22 protein-coding genes and 2 pseudogenes are annotated in these 19,648 nt (G+C 61.7%); 6 read left to right on the top strand and 18 right to left on the bottom strand.

What is annotated here, in order from left to right; all coding sequences use genetic code 11:
• The first annotated feature begins 200 nt into the window (after nt 1–200).
• Genes E0W60_RS35950 through E0W60_RS35940 form a run of 3 tightly spaced genes read left to right on the top strand, consistent with a single transcriptional unit; the run spans nt 201 to nt 1,835 of the window.
• Nucleotides 201–767 (top strand): hypothetical protein, encoded by a 567-nt coding sequence (locus E0W60_RS35950; protein WP_135707592.1) that lies wholly within the window; start codon nt 201–203, stop codon nt 765–767.
• Nucleotides 754–1,419, top strand: a complete 666-nt coding sequence (locus E0W60_RS35945) for a hypothetical protein (protein ID WP_135707591.1) — start codon at nt 754–756, stop codon at nt 1,417–1,419. The genes E0W60_RS35950 and E0W60_RS35945 overlap by 14 nt, the downstream gene beginning before the upstream one ends.
• Before the next feature lie 5 nt (nt 1,420–1,424).
• Complete coding sequence (locus E0W60_RS35940; protein ID WP_135707589.1) at nt 1,425–1,835, top strand: polymer-forming cytoskeletal protein; 411 nt, start codon at nt 1,425–1,427, stop codon at nt 1,833–1,835.
• Between the two features lie 92 nt (nt 1,836–1,927).
• Here E0W60_RS35940 and E0W60_RS35935 read toward each other — a convergent pair whose 3' ends face one another.
• The 10 genes and pseudogenes from E0W60_RS35935 to ltrA all read right to left on the bottom strand — a co-directional run.
• Entirely contained in the window at nt 1,928–2,302 is a 375-nt protein-coding gene (locus E0W60_RS35935; RefSeq protein WP_240746140.1) for a hypothetical protein, read from the bottom strand.
• Between the two features lie 260 nt (nt 2,303–2,562).
• Nucleotides 2,563–3,531, bottom strand: coding sequence for a DUF932 domain-containing protein (locus tag E0W60_RS35930; protein ID WP_135707585.1), 969 nt, complete (start codon nt 3,529–3,531; stop codon nt 2,563–2,565).
• Between the two features lie 440 nt (nt 3,532–3,971).
• The gene (locus tag E0W60_RS35925) at nt 3,972–5,498 is read right to left on the bottom strand and encodes a hypothetical protein (protein ID WP_240746139.1); all 1,527 of its coding nucleotides are present in this window, start codon (nt 5,496–5,498) and stop codon (nt 3,972–3,974) included.
• A gap of 115 nt (nt 5,499–5,613) precedes the next feature.
• Nucleotides 5,614–6,078 (bottom strand): hypothetical protein, encoded by a 465-nt coding sequence (locus tag E0W60_RS35920; RefSeq protein WP_240746138.1) that lies wholly within the window; start codon nt 6,076–6,078, stop codon nt 5,614–5,616.
• A gap of 134 nt (nt 6,079–6,212) precedes the next feature.
• Entirely contained in the window at nt 6,213–6,683 is a 471-nt protein-coding gene (locus E0W60_RS35915; protein WP_135707581.1) for a hypothetical protein, read from the bottom strand.
• Nucleotides 6,684–6,694: 11 nt separating this feature from the next.
• The gene (locus E0W60_RS35910; RefSeq protein ID WP_135707579.1) at nt 6,695–7,075 is read right to left on the bottom strand and encodes a hypothetical protein; all 381 of its coding nucleotides are present in this window, start codon (nt 7,073–7,075) and stop codon (nt 6,695–6,697) included.
• A gap of 178 nt (nt 7,076–7,253) precedes the next feature.
• The gene (locus E0W60_RS35905) at nt 7,254–7,658 is read right to left on the bottom strand and encodes a hypothetical protein (RefSeq protein WP_135707577.1); all 405 of its coding nucleotides are present in this window, start codon (nt 7,656–7,658) and stop codon (nt 7,254–7,256) included.
• An 86-nt stretch (nt 7,659–7,744) separates the two neighbouring features.
• Nucleotides 7,745–8,218: a glycine zipper 2TM domain-containing protein gene (locus tag E0W60_RS35900; protein ID WP_240746137.1), complete on the bottom strand. Its 474-nt coding sequence runs from the start codon at nt 8,216–8,218 to the stop codon at nt 7,745–7,747.
• A 193-nt stretch (nt 8,219–8,411) separates the two neighbouring features.
• Complete coding sequence (locus E0W60_RS35895) at nt 8,412–8,741, bottom strand: hypothetical protein (RefSeq protein ID WP_135707573.1); 330 nt, start codon at nt 8,739–8,741, stop codon at nt 8,412–8,414.
• Nucleotides 8,742–8,943: 202 nt separating this feature from the next.
• Nucleotides 8,944–9,951: pseudogene (gene ltrA / locus E0W60_RS35890) on the bottom strand (group II intron reverse transcriptase/maturase); the annotation flags it as partial.
• A 29-nt stretch (nt 9,952–9,980) separates the two neighbouring features.
• Here ltrA and E0W60_RS35885 point away from each other — a divergent pair.
• The 3 genes from E0W60_RS35885 to E0W60_RS35875 all read left to right on the top strand — a co-directional run bounded on the left by E0W60_RS35885 (nt 9,981) and on the right by E0W60_RS35875 (nt 12,862).
• Nucleotides 9,981–10,268, top strand: a complete 288-nt coding sequence (locus E0W60_RS35885) for a DUF5372 family protein (RefSeq protein ID WP_135707569.1) — start codon at nt 9,981–9,983, stop codon at nt 10,266–10,268.
• 52 nt (nt 10,269–10,320) lie between these two features.
• Entirely contained in the window at nt 10,321–10,653 is a 333-nt protein-coding gene (locus tag E0W60_RS35880; RefSeq protein WP_135707567.1) for a DUF6788 family protein, read from the top strand.
• A gap of 136 nt (nt 10,654–10,789) precedes the next feature.
• Nucleotides 10,790–12,862, top strand: coding sequence for a recombinase family protein (locus E0W60_RS35875; protein WP_135707565.1), 2,073 nt, complete (start codon nt 10,790–10,792; stop codon nt 12,860–12,862).
• A gap of 17 nt (nt 12,863–12,879) precedes the next feature.
• On the opposite strand, the pseudogene E0W60_RS35870 reads toward E0W60_RS35875, so the two are convergent.
• The 8 genes and pseudogenes from E0W60_RS35870 to E0W60_RS35830 all read right to left on the bottom strand — a co-directional run.
• Nucleotides 12,880–13,257: pseudogene (locus E0W60_RS35870) on the bottom strand (group II intron reverse transcriptase/maturase); the annotation flags it as partial.
• A 436-nt stretch (nt 13,258–13,693) separates the two neighbouring features.
• Entirely contained in the window at nt 13,694–14,497 is an 804-nt protein-coding gene (locus E0W60_RS35860) for a PRTRC system ThiF family protein (RefSeq protein WP_135707564.1), read from the bottom strand.
• Nucleotides 14,494–15,135, bottom strand: a complete 642-nt coding sequence (locus tag E0W60_RS35855) for a PRTRC system protein A (protein WP_135707562.1) — start codon at nt 15,133–15,135, stop codon at nt 14,494–14,496. The genes E0W60_RS35860 and E0W60_RS35855 overlap by 4 nt, the downstream gene beginning before the upstream one ends.
• Nucleotides 15,132–15,857 carry a PRTRC system protein B gene (locus tag E0W60_RS35850; protein WP_135707560.1) on the bottom strand — a complete coding sequence of 242 codons (726 nt, stop codon included), beginning with the start codon at nt 15,855–15,857 and terminating at the stop codon, nt 15,132–15,134. The genes E0W60_RS35855 and E0W60_RS35850 overlap by 4 nt, the downstream gene beginning before the upstream one ends.
• 9 nt (nt 15,858–15,866) lie before the next feature.
• Nucleotides 15,867–17,006, bottom strand: coding sequence for a PRTRC system protein F (locus tag E0W60_RS35845; RefSeq protein ID WP_135707558.1), 1,140 nt, complete (start codon nt 17,004–17,006; stop codon nt 15,867–15,869).
• Between the two features lie 90 nt (nt 17,007–17,096).
• Nucleotides 17,097–17,321: a PRTRC system protein C gene (locus E0W60_RS35840; RefSeq protein WP_135707557.1), complete on the bottom strand. Its 225-nt coding sequence runs from the start codon at nt 17,319–17,321 to the stop codon at nt 17,097–17,099.
• A 10-nt stretch (nt 17,322–17,331) separates the two neighbouring features.
• On the bottom strand, nt 17,332–17,787 hold the full coding sequence (locus E0W60_RS35835) for a PRTRC system protein E (RefSeq protein WP_135707555.1): 456 nt from the start codon (nt 17,785–17,787) through the stop codon (nt 17,332–17,334).
• A gap of 72 nt (nt 17,788–17,859) precedes the next feature.
• Nucleotides 17,860–19,542: a PRTRC system ParB family protein gene (locus tag E0W60_RS35830; RefSeq protein WP_135707553.1), complete on the bottom strand. Its 1,683-nt coding sequence runs from the start codon at nt 19,540–19,542 to the stop codon at nt 17,860–17,862.
• Nucleotides 19,543–19,648: the final 106 nt, after the last annotated feature.

The raw sequence follows: 19,648 nt of genomic DNA, 5'->3' as shown, positions 1-19,648 counted from the left end.
GCACGACTTGAAGCAGAAGATGGACTCGCCAGGAGTCAGGGTCGATGCGTCAGTGACGCGAGGTGTGAAAGCATTGTGGCACAGAAAATTCCTGTAAGGAATGCGAATGCTCGCCAATTTGCCATAGCTTTCAAAGTCATCGGATGCCCTGTTATGTCAGACAATTTCACTCTGAGAGAGCATCCGAAAAACATGAAAAAATGGCCGAACAAGATCCACCCAAGATATCAGGCAGTGGGCTCAAGCCCATTGAGCGACATAACAGCGAAGAACGTCTCAGCCGCCTCACGCCGACGACGGCTTCAGCCACCCTCCACGCCTACTGCTCGAAGTTCGCGCGCGACTTCCTGGATGCGCATTTTTACTACGCTTCGTCCAAGTTCGTCGTGGCGCGTGGCGGCAAGGTCAAGGCGCTGGACGAAGCATTCCGCGACGCGGAGGAGTGGTATGGCAGTGCGCTGAGCTGGCTTTCGACGACTGACCAGGTCGAGATTCCGCTGTTCTACGAGGAAAAGGAGGTCAAGGTCTCCCATTCCTTCGCCGGTCGTTTGCTCAGATTGCTGATGCAATTCGACCGAATCTTCGTGGAGACTCTCTACAGCCAGGAATGCGGGTCCATCTCCCCGGACCAACGCACCACGACCATCCAGATCGCAGCAAAGCGCATCACCGCGATCCACCAACTGTGCATCCCGGATACCGACAAGTTCGACCCCGACGGCGCACTGATCTTTTCTCACCGGAGTTCCCCCGATGGACATGCGTGACATCGAGCAACTGCATGCTCAATACGCCCAGCCACCCCTCACAATCGATATCACAGCCGGAGTTGCAGCGGCTGCGCCGCATCTTGGTTATAGCGGCACTTCCTCCGCGCCAGCAAAGGCGTCAACTCCCCCGTTCCCGTTCGCGTTGAACGGCAATCCCCGGCTGCTATGGGGGCTAGGCTTCGTCGCGGTCGCGGCGCTCATGTTCGCCATTGGCACATCAATTGGGAAGCGGGAATCGCGTGCCGGCAGCGAGCAGGTGCAGCCACTTCATTCAGCTTCCGATGCTTCCGCGCGCAATGCCGCCGGCGACGGCCATGAATGGCCACGCAAGAGCGACAGCGTAGCCGCGGCCGAAGCTGCTCAGTCTGCTGCGGTTCCAGTAACCGCCGAGGCTGCAGTGGCGCCGGCCTCCGCAGCATCCGCTGTCGCGGTGCCGGAGGAACAAGCGCGGGATCGATCACCGGCGGAGTCGAAGGCGGAGATAGTGAAGCGACCTGCAGCCCCGCCAGCACCTGCACCAGCACGTTCGAGGGCTGCGACCGTACCGGCTCCGGCCAAGACTGCACAGCAACTGCCGACTAGTGCCGCGCCGGCGCGAAACACTGCGGCGCAGCAGGCCAACTCCCCCACCGACATCAAGATGTTCTGAGCGACATGGAAAATCCTCCCATCTTCAGCGTGCTGCGTGCCGGCATGAGCATCCACGGCGACATTGTGTCGGACCACGGCTTTACCTGCCTGGCGCTGGTCACCGGGAATGTTGGCGCTTCCCGAGACCTACTGCATATCGCGGCAGGCGGCGTGGTGCACGGCAACGTCGACGGCGAGCACGTCATCGTGGACGGCGTGGTCGAAGGCGATGTCGTGGGTCGGGCCTCGTTGCTGATCAACGGCCGAGTGAAAGGCCGGATCATCTATGCGGGCACTATCCGCCTTGGCCCGAATGCCGCCCTGGATGGCACCATCACCCGCATCCAGTCCGTTGGTTACGCTCCGCCCCCACAAAAGGAGGGGGTGACCGTCGCTGAATCTGCCGCCGAAGCGTTGGAGCCAGCGATCAGTTAAGGAACATGTTCCTTCCAAGAAATCGAAAAGCGCGGTTCCACACCTCTCTTTCAAAAGCAAAAAGCCCGGCAGTTCATTCTGCCGGGCTTTTTTTAGTACATGCGTCGCAGCGTCATCAACTCAGCCTGCGTAAAAACGTCAGGTAACCCGACCCACGGATAGTCAACGCCGCTGGCGGGATCTCGAAACGACACATACGGAAAGTCATTGGCCAACTGCACTCTGAAGATGCGCCCGCTTCCGTCCTTGCCGCGCACTTCGTACACGGCCCTATGCACTAGATCAAATACAACCCTTCCCCGCTTTAGCGTCACTGAGGATGCGGGTCCTTGCACATATCGCTGGTCCATCCACGCGTCATACTGCACCTGGACTGCCTGCTGCCTGACCAAACTCTGCCACTCGTCAAAGAGTTCATGAAAGCACTCCTTGTGGAAATGCGCCACATCAATTGGCTGCCGTTGCATCAGTCGCTCCGCGACTCGCTGCCCGTCAGTCCTGATCGTGTTACGACAGGCATTGCGGCCAAGAAACGCAGGTCGCTTCGCGTCTGTGGTCCGGAACAGCCATCGAGGGTATCGGGAATAAAAATCAATTAGCATCATGGCAACGAGCGAAAAAAAACCCCGGACAGTGCCGGGGCTTTGTGAAACCTAAAACGACTACTTCCATGCCAAACATCGGCATGAATCGCTAATCGCTTTAGAGCTAATCAATTACGATCTCGTCATGCAATGAGTTCGATCGCAGCGTCCCAAGCCCGCTGCTTGAGTGCAGCGCCGGCACCGAACCACGCTGAATCCAACCGATTGCCTGCATTGCGCGCTCGCTGCTGGTGATCGACGTACTCGGTCACGCTGTTCACCAGACCCCAGGCAGTCCCGGCCGCCGATTCCAGCGTGGCGCCACGACCGTTGCCCTCGAAGAGATTGAGCACTGCCTTCAGGCCGCGCTCGTTCACCTTGTCGGGACCGTTCGAATCCGGCTTCGTCCACGGGTACGTGAACAGGCGCTGGAAGAAGCGTTCCGATTCGACCTGACTCACCTTGCGGTCGGCCAGTTCATGCATGCGGACCATGAAGCCATCCCACGAGGAGATGGCGATGCCCAACTCTTCCTTGACAGCGCGCGGGTCGAACTGGCTGCGGTGCGGCACCTTGACGGCGCCGCGATTGCGGCCAAGCGCAATCTGCAGCGTGTTGTTGCAAACCACCCGCACCGACGTGAACTGGGCGGTGGTGGCCAAGGTGCCATCGCAGGCCGTGGCCAGCAGCAGGTAGCCGCGCACCTCGTCGACGCCGGCGATCTTGGTCGACTGTCCCGTACGCGCGAGCGCCCAGAGCTTGCGACCTTCCTTGAGCACACCTGCCGTTTCGAGCTGGTAGCCCCCGACCTCGGTCAAGTCGCGGTAGAAGTCAAGGATCTCCGAAGGTTGGACGACCTGGTACCGCTTCGACACCGTTGCCAGCGGCTTCTTGGTATCCGAGCGGAACAGCACCTTCTGTTGGGGGAAGGAATGAAGCGGATCGAGATCGTGGGAGCCGGCGCGATACATCACGTCGGTTTCTTCGATTCGCCAGTTCATGCCAGCGGCGTCCGCCCACACTTCGAGCGGCTGATTGCTTTCGAGCTGGTTGCCCAGGCCGTGCCACGGGGTAGCACCGACATAAGCCATGGTTTGAACGAGATGGGACATGGATTGCTCCTGAAAAATGGGATAGCGCGAGCGCGGCCCCAAGGCCGGTCGCAGGAAAGGAAATGGGAATGATCAGAACTCGCAGCGAGCTGGATTGCGCGCGTGCGGGGCAAGACATGGCGCTTCCCGTCTGGCGCGCCAGAGCGGCTACAGCAAAGGTTGGAGGTGCATGTGGGCAGGAAAAGAGGCCCACAATTGACGTCCCCACAGGGATCGTCCCTGTGGGAAGTTGCAAAGGATGGCCGGCATGCCGGCGTGGTCGATGCGTCGCAGACGCGGGTAAAACTCGGTTCGGACTGAACGTCCTTCAGTGCGAACAGAGCTTTGTGTGTAGTCCAAAGGCTAACGCAAGCGTCGCGTCCGCATGAACTCGAATACTCAGGATATCCAAGCGTGATTTGAAGAAGATGCCCCCGGCCAGTGGCCGGGGGGCAAAACAATCATGCGACGAGCGCCACAGGCACGGCGACCTGAGCCAGACAAGCGCGCGCATAGTCGAGCGTGCCGTCCTTGGCGCGCAGCGGTCGGGAAGCCCGCTTCACAGGATCATGGATCAGGTAGCGTCGGGCACTACCGCGTGGCTCGTCGATGAGCTGGGAGAAGCCCGCGTCAATGCAGAAGTCGACATACTCACGCCCGCTCATCACCTGGCCGGTTTCCAAACGGTATTTGACCGCATCGGCCTGGCGCATTGCATCGGCCAGTTCACGCTCGGCGCGCTTCTGCGCTTTTTCGATGACCTCGTGGGCCTCCCATTCGGCCTGTTCGGCTTCCGAGAATCCACACAGTTCAAACAGCCGGCGTCGGCGAGTCATCGCTGAACATTGGAAAACGTCGACACCGATCTCGTCGCGCAGGGCGCGCTTCGAATCCGTGTTCCAGTCCTTCGGGCCGTCAAAGATCTGCAGGACCGCCGCCACATTGCGCTGCATGACTACGAGCGCAACGCGGTTCGGCCACTCATAGCCATAGGCTGCGCGGTAAGCTGCAGCAGCGCAGGCTTGGCGATCGAACTCTCGCTGGCTGATTCTCCGCGCTTCCCGCTCGGCCTTGGCCTTGTCCATGCTCTCCTGGAACTGCCGTTGGCTGATCAGCGCGTGAATCCGTGCAGCCAGGTTCGTCACCGGCTGTGCGTTCTCCTCCGCCGGCGGCTTGGGCGTCGGTACAGTCCAAGGTGGCAGGATGCCGGCCGCGAACAGTGCATCGTCGATCTGCACATCGCTGCTGTCTGCCGGAAGCCGGCGCATGATCGTGAGCAGCCTGCCCAGGATGCTCGACGTGATGGGCAGCTTGTTCAGGCGCATGACGCGACAAAGGCCATGCAGCTGTGCCGGCGGTAATGCACCACGCAGCGCCGGCAGCTCGATCAAGGGCCGCATCCAGTCAAGATCGTGCTTGCCTATCTCGGGATCGTCGCGGTACGCCTGCAGCACGCATTCGCGGACCTTCTCGCCGCGCAGCAGCGCAAAGGCGACATGCAATTCATGCCGAGCGTTCGGGCTTGCGTCAGGCGCGTACTGCGGGCCTTGACGACCAAAGCCAAAACGGCGCCGGAACTCCTGGTCGACGAAAGCGGCGATGTCGAACGGGCCTTCGCCCTCGAACAGGTCGCGCGTATGGAAGAGCGGTCCAGCCTCGGCGGTCGCCATGTCGATGACCTCGTCCGGGAAATATGCAAGACGCCCTGCGGCGATGACGGCGACCCAGGAGGAGCGGCTCATCTCCTGCGGCCGAAGTACCTTGCCCTCGCTTCGCACGATGTAGCGGTCGATCTCGTCGATCACCCGCGCGAGGATGGACCGGGCTGAGCCGCAAGGCCGTATTGCGAGCCGACCGGACTTCAACGGCACCACAGGGATCTCTCCCTTCTCGATGTGCCTTACGGCTATGTCTTCCGGGCGAGGCGCGGCGAGACCGCGGCGGTCCAGGTTCAGAAACTCGAGCACGCCAGCGAGCGTCGTGCGCATCTCGGATCGTGCCGAGCCAACGGAAATTACGTACATTTTGCGCTCCAAGACGGAGCACGCCCCTCGGGGGCGTGCCCCGAGAGGGTTGAGGGATATCAGTTGGTGTACGGCTCGACTAGACAACCGGCGCTGGCCGACGGGCCAGCCTCGGACGAATGGCCGCTAGGCGAGCTGCTGCGACCTCTGACAGCAGGTTCGGACATGTGATGCGCCAGACGCTGCCACCACGCTGGCCCATGTCAGCAAACTTGCCGGTGGCGAGCAACGAGGCCTTCAGGTCAGAAGGCATGTTCCAGTCGCTGGCGATGCAAATCTCGCCCTCGGACAGGTCCACGGCCGGCACATTCACGGTGAGCGAGGCATAGGGCATGCCGTCGTCAGCGCACAGCAACTGGATTGCCGGGCGCAAGCTCGAATCGTAGAAACCGACGTGCAGCGTTACGCCGGCGGGATAGCTGGCCAGGCCAGTGCCGTAGATAGGTGCATCAATTTTGGGGTACTCCGATGATAGGAGTCGCCCCATCGGGACGACGCCCGTGTGAGTCTGAAAACGAAAACGCACCCCGAGAGGTGCGTTCAAGCGGTGAGCCGAAGAATTGGCTCCTGAGAATGGGATGGACTCAGTCCTTGTGGACGCGGCGACCGTTACGGTCGGCCCACAGCAGGAATGCGGATACGGCTACCGCAACAACAATGGCTGCCAAGCCAAGCATATCAATCTCCTTTGGAAAGGACTGCGCCTACGACGAATAGTACAACACTCGCCATCAGCAAACCACAGACGTCCGCAGCCGCGTGCAATGACCACGATGAAACGGTCTTGAAATATCCGACCAGCCCAATCAGGGCCGCGGCCGATAGCGTATGGGCGAACCGGCCATACTGCTGCCGCTGATCCTTCGATGGTTCGATGATCGCCTTCCAGGCAAGATAGAAGAAGCCGTCTCGCTGGCCACCACCCTTGTCCATCCGGTAGGTGGCGGCCTGGTGATGAATCAGCGGAAACCGGTAGCCGTTGTCGTGCGCGACAATCTCGAAGCCTTCGCCTTCGGCGCGCGCTTTTTCGATCACTGCCAGAAGGCGTTGAGGCAGTGTGACAAGCCCCTGTGTCCGCTCGAATTCGGCACGGCCGTGCAATTCCTCGCCGGAAGTGGCCGAGAACGTCACTTTTATCAGTCTCGTCATCTGGCGATCCCTCAACTGCGGCGACCAGCAACGACACGAAGCGTGGTCAAGAGGTTGGCATAGCCCTCGGTGGTGGAGAGCGACGACACATTGACCGCGTTATCACGGCCGCCGGTGAAGTCTTGACGGCCGCGGCAAGTCCGGTACGACATGCGGATACCTTCCGCACCTGCCGGATGCTGGATCTCAACCAGCAGCGATTCGGTTTGCAGTGCAAACACGTCGACATCACGGCGCCGTTGGCGGTGCTCGCGGATCGTGTAGTCGCGCGGGCTAAGAGCCAGGTCACCAGCGAAGCGGCGTAGCACTCGGCAAGCGTCACGACGCAATGCCCGGCACGCGGCCTGGTTGTCCGGAGCCTGTGGGGAAAGAAACGACTTGGGAAGTTTCATGGATGTCCTCTAAAAAAATCGGGGACACCTCTTCCCGAACGGGACAGTGTCCCGCAAAGGGTTGGTCCGGCTAAGCCGGACAGTGGGTCGATGCGTCAATGACGCGGGTGAAAGCGCTTGCCGAAGCCTGAAAGCTTCGGCAAGCCCTCTCGGGCTTGCGATTGGGATGGGCCTGAGGTCAGGCGAGATCGAAAATCTTGCTGATGGCTCGAACGGTGTCCCAAGCTTGGCGCTCGGACAGCACCTTGCCAACAAGCAACTTTTGGGCAGTGGTGACCAGGTTGGGGGCCTCGCCGGTGTAGCCGATCCGGTCGACAAAGACCGCCCAGCCTTCCGACCAACCGCGATGCACGGAGACGGTGAGCCGCTCACGCGCACCCAGCTGTGGCCACTGGCGTGACGACTTCGGGCCATACATGGCCTCGTTGTCGTCATCCGTGAAATTGGCAGCATTGAGCCATTCCGGCTCCAGGCTCGCACTGCGCAGTTGACGTCGGACGTCATCGGCGACTTCGAAGATGTACCTGCCCTTCGTTTCGATCGGATTGATCGTCAAGGGAGATGTTTCTGCGGTGTCGAACATGGTTGGTTCCAGTTCGCGTCAGAGCCCCCACGCGGGAGGGTCCGCGCGGGGAGAATGAAAGGAATGGGACTCCGAACCGGAGGCCGTTAGCGAGTGAGGCGATAGCCGCCGGCACCCGAGACGAGAAACAGCCGCTCGCCAGAGACGAACTGCTGATCCGCATCCTGGGTCACGACGACCTGGCGGCCACTGTCCGTGCGGACAATGACTTCCACGCCATCGCGGCGGCTCAACTGGTTCGCCGCTGTCTGTGCAATGACCGCCGAAACGGTGCCCGACAGGGCGCCAGCCAGGTAGCGGCCATTGCCATCGCCGATGATGCGCGCACCAAGCACCGCGCCGACAACGGCGCCGAGCACACCGGGTACGCCGGTGTGGGCCGACATAATGCCGTCCCTGTCGACAATCGTGACGGGGCGAACCCTGACGACGGTGACAGCTTCAGCGCTACTTGTCCGCAGCGCTTCCGTCGCCCGGTAGGTATTGGGCGAAGTCGGCTGAGCAGCGCAGCCAGTGAAAACGGCGCAGCAAAGGAAAAGCAGGAAGAATCGCTTGAACATGAGGGCCTCAAATGAAAATCGGGCCATCATGCCCACGGGCAGGAAGGCCCGTAGGGGAGAAAAGAGATGTCCGGCTATACAACCGGAAGTGTCGATGCGTCGGAGACGCGGTAGGTGCGCCTATGTTAGCAGCGTCGAGCGCATTTGTGGAGTCGGATTCAATCCCGTACAGGAGCGCCGCAGCGACATCTGGTCAGATGGATTCGGCGTGACGCCAACACCAACTGTCGCCGATCGCATACAACATCAGCTCCGCCCCGCCAACGCGATACGGCTTTCCCTGGATGGATACCGCATCGTGCCCTTCGGAAAGCAGGAATGACGAATCACTCGCTACAAACTCAAGGGTTGGCATCGATTTGCATAGTTGCTGCGCTGATGCAAGAGTAAACAATGGCACCACGAAGCCGTTCCAACCGACACCGTTCCAGTAAGCATCAACTGCGAAGTCATCGGGTAGCCAGTCGCCAGCTACCCTAACAGGTCGGTATTCGAGAGAGGCAAAGACATGAAGGTCTTGCATAGTGGTGTGTTCCAATTTGTCAGGAAGACGGCCACCTGGGCTGTGCGCCGGCGGGTCGATGATAGGTGGGAGCCGAAAGCTAAGTAGCGCCGCTGCCATGAGCCCCACAAAAAAATCGGCATAGGGGGCAGCCCATCGGGCTGCATCCCCTGCCACACCACCCGGCATGCGGGTCCGCACCGGGCGGTTCGAGAGGTTGAGGTCAGACGAGACGGGGCAGTCCCAGACTATCGAAGTAGGCAGTGGTCAGCACCCGATGAATCGCCGATAGGCTGTTGTGCCACCAGCGACGGCTTAACGCCGCCACCGACTGCGCCACCGGTAGTGAGGCCCCCAGGCGAAGCAGTTCGCGGTGGATAGTCTTGCCCCTGCGCCACTGTTTGAGCTGCAAGGCCCGAAGCCGCCGCCTTATCCAGCTGTCCAACTCACGCCAGATTCTGGAGGTCTGCGCCAGCCCGAAGTAGGCTTTCCAGCCCAGCAGGTAAGGGCGCAACTGATCGACTACGGCTTGGAGGCTGCGCCCACCATTGCGCCGCGTCAGTACCCTGACACGCTGTTTGAACGCCGCCATTGGCTTAGCAGCCACCACACGTTTGATCACACCGTCCCGGGCTTGCCATAGGCCATACCCAAGGAACTTGCGACCAAATACCGGCGCCACGGCGCTTTTGGCTTCGTTAACTTTCAGCTTGAGGCGGTCATAGAGCCTTCGTAGCAGAGCCATCACCCGCTCGCCAGCGCGACGACTGCCAACGTAGACGTTGCAGTCATCGGCATACCGCGCGAAGCAGTGACCCCGCCACTCTAACTCCTTGTCCACCTCATCTAGCAAGACGTTGGCCAGCAGCGGCGACAGGGGACCACCTTGCGGCGTTCCCTGATGCCGTTCCATGACCACCCCGCCATCCATGATTCCCGCGTTCAGGTAGGCTCGTATCAGCCGGATGATCCCGGCGTCGGCGATGCGTTGCCTTAGGCGGTCGATCAGAATGTCGTGGTTGACCCGGTCGAAGAACTTCTCCAAGTCCACGTCCACCACCACATGACGGCCCGACTGCACGAACGACTGAGCGGCTAACACCGCATCATGTGCCCGCCGTCCAGGCCGAAACCCGTAGCTATGCTTGCTGAAGGTCGGGTCAAGCAGCGGTTGCAGGACTTGCAACAGCGCCTGCTGGATCAGCCGATCCGTCACCGTCGGGACGGTCAGCGCGAACTGCACAAGCGCTCAACGAGCATTTGGGATGGGCTGAGATCCGCCATCCGTTTCATCCGCTCCGGGGCCAGCGTTATCCGGTCCTGAAGACGCGCCGGGTGGCGGGCGTCGACACATTGCTGCTGGGTCATGTCGAGCGCGGCAGCTTCAGCATTGCCCGCGAATGGACCGACTGGGGCGCGCCTGCCGTCGAAGACGATTGCAAGATCCCTGTATCTCGCTTCGATCTGGGCATGCTGCTGGAGCTGATCGCGTTGATCGACCAGCTTGCCGCTTCGTCCTCCAAGAAGTCATCAACCAAAGGAGCTTGATCAATGCATTTCATTGCCCTACTATCAGACCAGTTTTTAACGTGGTCCGCTAATGCAAGATATTCCGTCGTCCACTCTACGCAAACGCCGCGCGCAATTGCTCAAGCAAATGCCGGCGTTGGACACGCTCTTGCGGGGCTCGCTCATCGAACGCTACAAGCGCTGTGGCAAGCCTGGCTGCAAGTGCGCCGACGGCCCCGGTCATGGCCCCAAGTACTACTTATCGGTGAGTTTCCCCGGGCGCCGGCCGCAAATGGACTACGTGCCACAGGCCGATTACGCCGACGTCTCCGAACACTTGACGAACTATCACCGGGTCCGCGAGATCATCGAGGAGATCTGCGAGATCAATCGCGAACTATTACGCCGCCGCGAGGCGCTATAAGGGGCGTCGGTGAGCCAGTCGCCGCTGTCGCTCACCGACTCCATCGACCTGCAATCGGCCGGCGTACTCATCGCCAACATGCTCGAAGCCTGGCTCACCGCAGAGCCCGCGCTGGAGTTGACCGAGGAGGCCGTCGATGAACACCAAGATCACCCCCCAACATCAGAGCAAGCCGGCGTACATCTATATCCGCCAATCGACGCTGGCCCAGGTGCGACACCATCAGGAGAGCACCGAGCGCCAGTATGCGTTGCGCGACCAAGCGCTGGCATTGGGCTGGCCACAAACGTCGATCCGGATCCTGGATCGGGACCTCGGTCAGTCAGGCGCGCAGATGACGGGCCGCGAGGATTTCAAGACGCTGGTGGCGGATGTCTCGATGGGGCACGTGGGCGCCGTGTTTGCGCTGGAGGTGTCGCGCCTGGCGCGCTCGAACCTGGACTGGCATCGCCTGCTCGAGTTGTGCGCGCTCACCGGTACCTTGGTCGTCGACGCCGATGGGTGCTACGACCCGGGCGACTTCAACGACGGCCTGCTGCTGGGCCTCAAAGGCACGATGGCACAGGCCGAATTGCACTTTTTGCGCGGGCGCCTCCAAGGCGGCAAGCTCAACAAGGCGCAGAAGGGTGAGTTGCGCTTCCCGCTCCCGGTTGGGTTGTGCTATGACGACGAGGGCCACATCGTCCTGGATCCCGATGACGAGGTGCGCGGCGCCGTGCAATTGGCGTTTCGCCTGTTTCACGAGACCGGCAGCGCATACGCGGTCGTCAAGCGCTTCGCCGAAGGTGGCTTGCGCTTTCCCAAGCGCGCCTATGGCGGCGCTTGGGCGGGCCGGCTCATCTGGGGGCGCCTGAGACATGAGCGCGTGATCGGCCTGATCAAGAATCCTTCGTATGCGGGCATTTATGTCTTTGGACGGTACCAGTATCGCCAGCGCATCACGCCACAGGGGGAGGTGCATAAGCGCGTGCAGCCGGTACCCAAGGCAGACTGGCGCGTCCATCTACCCGAACATCACGAGGGATACATCACCCCGGAGGAGTTTGAGCGGAACCAGGCACGCCTGGCGGGCAACCGGACCAACGGTGAAGGCACCGTGCTCAGCGGTCCGGCGCGTGAAGGATTGGCGCTGCTTCAGGGGCTGCTGCTATGTGGCTGCTGCGGTCGGGCGCTGACCGTGCGCTACCAGGGTAACGGTGGCATTTATCCCTTGTACCTGTGCAATGCGCAGCGCCGCCAGGGTTTAGCGACCAGAGATTGCATGAACGTGCGCAGCGACCTGCTCGACAACGCGATTGGCGCCGAAGTACTCAAGGCACTGCGCCCGACCGAGCTCGAACTGGCCTTGACAGCCCTGAACGAACTCGAACAGCGCGATCAGGCCATCATGCGCCAGTGGCACATGCGCATCGAACGCGCCGAGTACGAGGTCGCGCTCGCCGAACGTCGCTACCAGGAATGCGATCCCGCCAACCGCCTGGTTGCTGGCACCCTCGAGCGTCGCTGGAATGATGCGATGCTTCGCCTCGAAGCAATCAAGGCGGAAGCCGCCCAGGTCCAGAGCCAGAAGGCGCGTGTCGCCACGCCAGAACAGAAGACCCAGGTCCTCGCACTGGCGCGCAATCTGCCGCGCCTCTGGCGCGCTCAGACGACCCCGGCGAAGGATCGCAAGCGCATGTTGCGACTGCTCATCCGGGACATCACGGTAGAGAAATTGACGGCAACCAGACAGGCTATCTTACATATCCGCTGGCAGGGTGGCGCCTGTACCGACATCACCGTGAACTTGCCCAAGCCGGTCGCCGAAGCGATGCGCTATCCAGCCGCGCTCGTCGAGAAGGTGCGCCAACTGTCGCAGCACTTGTCCGACCCGCAAATCGTTGCGCGCCTCAATCAGGAAGGCCTGCGCAGCGCATCTGGCCGCCCCTTCACGCTCTCCATGGTCAAATGGATCCGCTATCGGTATCAGATTGCGTCAGTCAGCCTCAAGCGGGGTGACGAGCTCACGGTACAGCAACTCGCCCGTCGACTGGCGGTCAGTGCGCACGTCGTCTATTACTGGATCAAACGCAAGGTGGTCCAGGCCCGTCAGCTCGACGGACGGGGCCCGTGGTGGATCACCCTGGATCCCGCCAAGGAGCGGCAACTGCGCGATTGGGTACGCACTTCAGGGCATCTTCAGCCGCAACATTCCAACATTCAACTGTGAGAGGTGCATTATGAAATCACCGTCGGGATGCCAAGCTCGCGCTCGCCACCTTCCGCCTTCTGGATCGTCACCCGTCGTACCGGACTGGGCCGGTACGTCCCCCGCAGCAGTTCCTCACGGATACGAGGCCACTCGGACGCCAGTTTGCGCGACGTCTGGTCAATGTCCAGCCCGTCCACACCCGCCGACCCCTTGTTCGCCCGCACCCGTTTGAACGCCTGCCGCAAGTTCTCGCGCGTCAGCGCCGCTTCCAGCAGCGCCGACCCTGTGCCGTCCGTTTCATGCCGCGGGATTTCGGCTTCGCCGCGACACACTCCATCCGGGGCTTCACCCCTGGCTTCGGTGTCCCGCCCCGCTCGCGCGGGCTTCTGGCGCCTGGCCTCCAACATCGTCATGGCTTCTGACACTTCCTCTCGTTCGGCCCTTCGCCAATAGCTCCAACCTTGCCGGTCTGTCCTCTGGCTACTACGGCCTCTGCTGACTCCTCACTCCGGCTCGACGCCGTTACCCTTTCGGGATCGAGGTGAGGTCTCCCCAGGTAAGAACGCACTCCTTCATCGCACAGCCGCCACATTTACGCTGCCTCGCCTTGATCACAAGAGCTTCGCGGTTTCTCGCCCGCTCGCCCTGCTCAGCCGCGCCTTCTATGTGGTTCTTGTTCATCGGCTCACGATTTACGCTCCACGCTTCCTCCCCACGCTCGGTCGCCCTCACGCAGTTGCGCTTCGCTTCGTTCGCTGTGATCAGCTTACGGTGGGACTTGCACCCACAAGAGTGCGCCCATGCTGGGCGCACGAAAAATGCCATCCCCATACTTCGGGGATGGCGGCTTCAAGCGGCATGGCGAGAGGCGCGGCTCGCGCGCTGCTTCGGTTCGGACAGGTGATACCCGAATCGCGCCCAGGCCTGTGGGTCTACCGGCAGCGGATTCGTACGCCCCACCGCCAGATTCACGAACGCGCCGGAGAACTTCAACGTGCCCGTGCGAAACAGCGTCCAGAGCAGGTTGTAAGCCTGCACCGCAATCGCCTGGTTGATCACCAGCGACTGCTTCTGCAGCGCCTCTGCCATCGAACAGGACGGCGCAGTGTCGGCCTTGTCCCCTTTCGGGTTCAGTAGCTCGGGGAACAGGTCGCCCACATGGGGCAAGCGCTGTGCCGCCTTGCCGCGCACTTGGCCGAGAATCACCTGGCCACTGTCCGACTCATTGCCGCAGTCGAGATAGTAGCCACCTGTGCCACGCTTCATCGCTCCAAGGATTGCCTTGCGGGCAGCCCGCGTGTCGACACAGCCAATCACCATGTCGCAGACGAAGCGATCTCCGCTGCCAATGCGACGCGTCTGCGCTTCCCAGCGCGTCCCCATCAGGTTGTTCAGCCGGTTCACAATCAGCGTCGCCTTGTGCTGGCCCACATCAACGGGATAAAAGCCCTGACGACCGATATTGGTCTCGCTGACGGTATCGTCATCGTAGACCGTGCATTCGATGCCGCCCGGGTGGCCCAGCTCCAGCATGGCGTGATGCAGCCGCGCCAGATTGGGTAGCAAGGCGCTGCCGGTGCCGCCGGCACCAACCACTGCCACCTTCCATGCACGCGTCGTCATGCTCGCGGGAATGCAATGCTCGAAGGTCATGCCAGCACCTCCTCGCGCGCCGCGGCGTACCAGTCGGCAGGGACCTTCTCTACGTTCTCAAAAATACCTTTCGCGCAGAGCCGCAGCGACATCGACGGTGTTGGCGCGCCGCAGTTGCCCATTATGAACGCAAACTTAACGTCGTGACGGTCGTCGTCATCATCGGTAGCCGAGAAGAACGCCGGGTGTCGGCCATGCGAGTGGCAGTCGACCACCAGCACATCGTCTGCAGCCAGCGAGGGGCGCTCGTACTTCAGGTGCCCGCCGCTGTGCTCCAGGATTTCCACTGGCACCAGCCGGAACGAAGCGCTGTCGGCATTCCAGACCACCCACCCCCCAGTTTCCTTGGGATGCGCGGCACGCGCCATCGCGGCGAACTCCCCAATCAGCTCAGCCGGGAGCCGTCTGCAGCGCAGCTCGGTTGTCTCTGCCGCCTCGCCATATGGAATGGCCGTGCGATGCTGAAAGGCACCGAGATGGCGGACAACGCGCAGCCAGGGCCGGACGATCTCAAGGAACACGCCATTGGCCGCAATGAGCAGGCGCTCGCCGGGCCGTTCCATGGGTGCGAGCGCTCCGAAGCGCGGCACCATTAAAGAAGGAAAAGATTGCTGCAGGGCAGCGTCAGCAGGATTCATGATGCTTTGTCCAGTTTGCCGGCGATCAGATCCGCCAGCTTGAGTTTTATGGGAACGAGGACCTGCTTCGGGTAGTCGGGAAACTGCCCGTCAAGCATGTCCTTCCAGAAGGCATAGGCGCCGCGCTCGTATGTCACGCGCTTGCCGCCATGGTTGGGATGGGTGAAGGCCGAGTTGAAGAATCCGGCTTCCCAGCCTGCAATGGATGCCACGTCAATCTGCTTGGGCACATGGGCTGAGCCGATGCAAATCTTGCCGTGGTCCCAGGTGTTGAAGTAAGGCGGCTCGCAAAGGTCGCTGAGCGGTACCGGGCGCTCGTCCCCTCTCAGGGCGAAGACCCGGAACCCGGACTGCGATGCCTGGAACACAAGCGCGGGGTGCGGCACCACCGCGCTGCGTTTGCCGAATTCCTTGCAGTCGAAGAACACGCGCCGTTGTGCCGCCGGAAACCACCAGGTCACCGCGCTGGGGCTGATCGACAGTACGTTGGGTGTAAGGAACTCGCCCTTGGGGAGCGAGGCCTCCGCCACTTCACGTACTGCGTGGATCAACGCCATACGGTTCAACGGGGTGCCAGCGCCAATGACGGGCCGACCCGAACCATCCGGCTCGATGCGATGGGCTGTAGCGTAGGAGAACTGCCCTGGCCCCTGCCCATAAAGCAAAATGGCGCCTTGCAGGGCCACGTCGTGCGACCGCGTAGCGGCCAGGATTTCGGCCATGTGGCCCTCCTAGTCAGAAATGAGTGTGAGAACGCGATCGAGCGCCGAGATGGTCTTCAGCATGCCGTCCAGGTCTCTGAACTGCTGCCGGATCGCCACAGGCTCGCTCGCAATGGGGATGAAGCACTGGAACGTCGTCGCGTCGCCGCTGTTATTGAGCCCGTCATAGAGGTCGTCGAGGACCTGCGTGACGTAGTCGGACCGGGCATACGCGATCGTGGCCGCGGAATATGCCGGCTCCGCCCACTGTGCACCTGCAACGGCCGACCTGTTGCCTCGCCTCTTCAGCGTCAGGCGCAGATCGGCCAGTGCAATACACAGATCCTTGATCCAGCCATTGTGGGCGCGAGACAGTTCATAGAGCTTCCTGCTACCGAATGCTCGCAGCTTGCTCGACGCCGGATAGCCGTGGCAGGCCGGCGGCAAGACGTCATCCGGTGCGAGTTCCGGCCTGACGACAGACGGCAGGTATCGCTCGATGTCGCCTTCATCCATGCCACAACTCTCGGCAAGGAACTCCCTGGCGTTCTTGTCGTCGGCAAGGGTGCTGTCGTACTCCCAGTGCCACCGCGCAAACAGGTCAAGCAGGGCTTCAGGGGTACGCAGGAAGAGCGACTTCGCGCTAGCCGTATTGATCAGCGACATCGCGGTGTAGAGAAGATGCGGGTGTGCCGCTCGCAGTGCGCTCGCGCGCGCTTCACCGATGAAGTAGACGTCGTCGCCGGGCATGTCGATGGCGAGATACAGCGGCGCCTCGATCTCGTCTTCCCAGCCGAATTGCATCAGCTGATCCTTCGCAGCCCCAATGTCGATCAGCGAGAAGCCGAAGCTCAGTCGCTTGCACTCAGGGGTGCGGGCGCGCAGCCACGCAAACATGGCCTGCGCGAACGCATCGCCTGCGCCCGTTGGGTTCGACACATCGCTCGCACGCAGTACGCCGGTGGCGAACTGTGCACGGACAAGGTCCATCACATCGACCTCATCCCCGAAGGTCAGCAGCGCGCTGTTTGGAACCCCAGCAGGGATGGCCGGCAGCGTCAGAAAATCATGGGCAGGTCGACGTCGGGCAATGGGACGTTGTCGCGCAGGCGTCCATGCGGGTTGTCCTGCGTCGACCTCTGGAACAAACGACCGAGGATCGAACAGCATTGTTGAGTCTCCTCAGAATGTAAAAAAACCGCCCTTTCGGGCGGCTCCGTGGTGGTGGCAAACTGGCCGGTGGCCAGTGCTTTCATCAGGTCAGATTTGCGCATGTGCGCCCTTGGCGCCGGCGGCGCGGACGAAAGTAAAGTTCGCGACCTCGCCCTTGACCTCCGGACCATCCACCGAAGCAGTGGTCAGCTCGGGATACTGGGCCGAATAGATGTCGCGCACCTGCTCTGGCGTGAACGCCGGACCAGGGTCCACAAGGGCCATGCCGTTGTAGGAAAACTGACGAAGCAACTTCTTGATTTCGAGTGCCATGTCGGTCTCCTTAGAGCAGGGACGCCAGATCCGTGCCGACCGAGGACGGCGTACTCACCTTCGCGTCCGCCTCGGTCTGCGCGGCGTCACCAGCTTCGGCATCGCCTGCTTCGCTATCATCGTCCGACCCGCTTGACGCTTCCGACGCCGATGGCGATGCGGCCTTGGCCAGCGCCTTCGTCGCCTTGGACGATTGCGTGGACTTGGCGGCATCGAGAATCGACTTCGTTGCCTCGGCCTGCTCTGCCAGCGAGCGATGCGACTCGCTCACGCTCAGGACGGCCGCCGCGAACTCAGCATCCAGTTCCGCAGGCGTTGCCGACAGCACCAGAGGCGATGTCAGCGCAGCGTCCGCGGCATTCTTGATAACTGGCAGCACAACAACGGACATGACATCGCCCTGCATGGACAGCGTAACAACAACCTTGTCGCTCGCACGGACGAGCGGAACCAATTCAGTAAACATGGTGACCTCTTGGGGAAATGGGATGAGGCAGGGCGCCGGATGGCGCCCTGCGATAAGGCAGTGTGAAAGGGATCAGTAGCCCAGGACCTTGGGCACCTTGCCGGTGTAGTCAAAGCCATCGACAGCCAGCAGGCCGGCAATGACTTCGGGTTTCGGCTTGTTGAACAGCTTGGCAAAGCTATCGCCCAGCGCCTTGCGAATGCCCAGTTCGTCCGCGAGAACCTTCATCTCGGACTTGGTGAGCATCTCAAGGAAGTCCTGCGACTTCTGCAAGTTCCAGTGCGCGCGGAGATCCAGCTTGTGGTAACGGCACAGTTCCTTGAGGTTCGCCACCTCCATCCCGTCGACCGCCGCGACCGTCAACGCAATGGTCAGCTGCTGCCGCTTGCCAGCGTCCAGGGCATGCACCGCCGTCAGGCAGCCTTGCAGCGTCGACGACGCCTTCTGCTCCGTCAGCTTCTCGAAGAACTTGCCCATCTTGTCCCCGCCGATGTTGCGTGCGAGGCCGCTGAGAGCGATCGAGATCAGGTAGGCATTGGCCTGCTCGGCGTTCTGCGCGACTTCCTTGCGCAGCGCCTTGCGCCAGAGATCGGTCCGGTAGTTCTTGACCTTCTCCGACTCGCTGATCGACGTGACAGGCTTCTCGGCTGGCGCCGAGGACTTGTCCCCAGCCTTCGCATTCGCGGGCTTGCCGGAGCCGGCCACGCCGCCTGCAGGCTTTTGCGCCGCCGCCTTCGCGTCGCGCTCCGCCTTCAGGCGTTCGGCCACCTTCCGCTGGTTGCAGACGGTGTCGAAGCATTGGCCACTGTAGACCTTACCCAGTGAATCGGGCAGGCCGCTGACGGCGGCACCGAAGTTTTCGCAGGCATGGCAAGCCTTCGCCTGCTCCTCCCCCACCCCAGTCGGGCCATCGACCTGAAGCTGGATGCGGGTGTGGTTGTCGCCGGGGCGTACGATGCGAATGACCTGATACTCGTCCTTGAGCCCGTAGCTGATGCTGTCGAGCTTGCGGTCGGTCTTCTCGGTATAGCAGACGCGGTTGGTGCAGTTGCCCGTGGCAATTGCCTCGCCGAACATCTCCGTCTGCAACGAAGAGTTGTGCTGGCAGCTGGCGCATTCCGTCTTCTCGAAGATGGCTTTTTCCAGGCTGCACGCGGCAGCCTCGATGGTCTTCTTCAATTCGGACACGGACTTCTTTTCGCTCACGATGACCGGCAGGAGCTTGTCCTGCGTGGCTTTGGCGAGCGTCGCCAGCAATTCGGCGTGGCCGAGCTGGATGACACGAGTGTTGAGCGCATCCAGAACCGAGTCGCTGCAGTTCATGAGCGCCAGGCGCTTGTCCAGCGTCGAGCGCGACCAGCCAAGGAGGCGGGCCGCTTCGTCGCGGTCGCCCTGCAACTGGCCCACGATCCTCGATGCTGCCACGGCCTCCTCGGAAGGCGCCATGTCGGCACGCTGCACGTTTTCGATCAACGCCATACGGTCTGCCTCGGCGTCGGTGATCAATTTGAGCGTGACGGGGATGTGGTATCCATCGCCATGCGCAGCCAGTGCAGCGCGGTAGCGACGTTCACCGGCAACCACTTCATACTCATGACCATTCTCATCGTCCTCGACGGGACGGATCAGAATCGGCTGAAGGAGACCGTCCACGCGAATGGATTCGGTCAGCTCAGCCATCTGGGCAGGATCGAAGTATTTGCGCGGGTTACGGCCAGGACGGATCTTGCCAATGACAACAGTGGGGTTTTGCATTTTTGGGTTCTCCGAGACGGAATGGGAACCCGTTGCCGCACCGGGAACGTGGTTCCCGATGGGGTGGAAGGATGGACTGCCAGGCTAAGCCGGCTGCCACCATACT

It is taken from the genome of Cupriavidus oxalaticus, assembly GCF_004768545.1.
In the GTDB taxonomy this organism is placed as follows: domain Bacteria; phylum Pseudomonadota; class Gammaproteobacteria; order Burkholderiales; family Burkholderiaceae; genus Cupriavidus; species Cupriavidus oxalaticus_A.
This window is presented reverse-complemented; position numbering and strand designations above follow the sequence as displayed.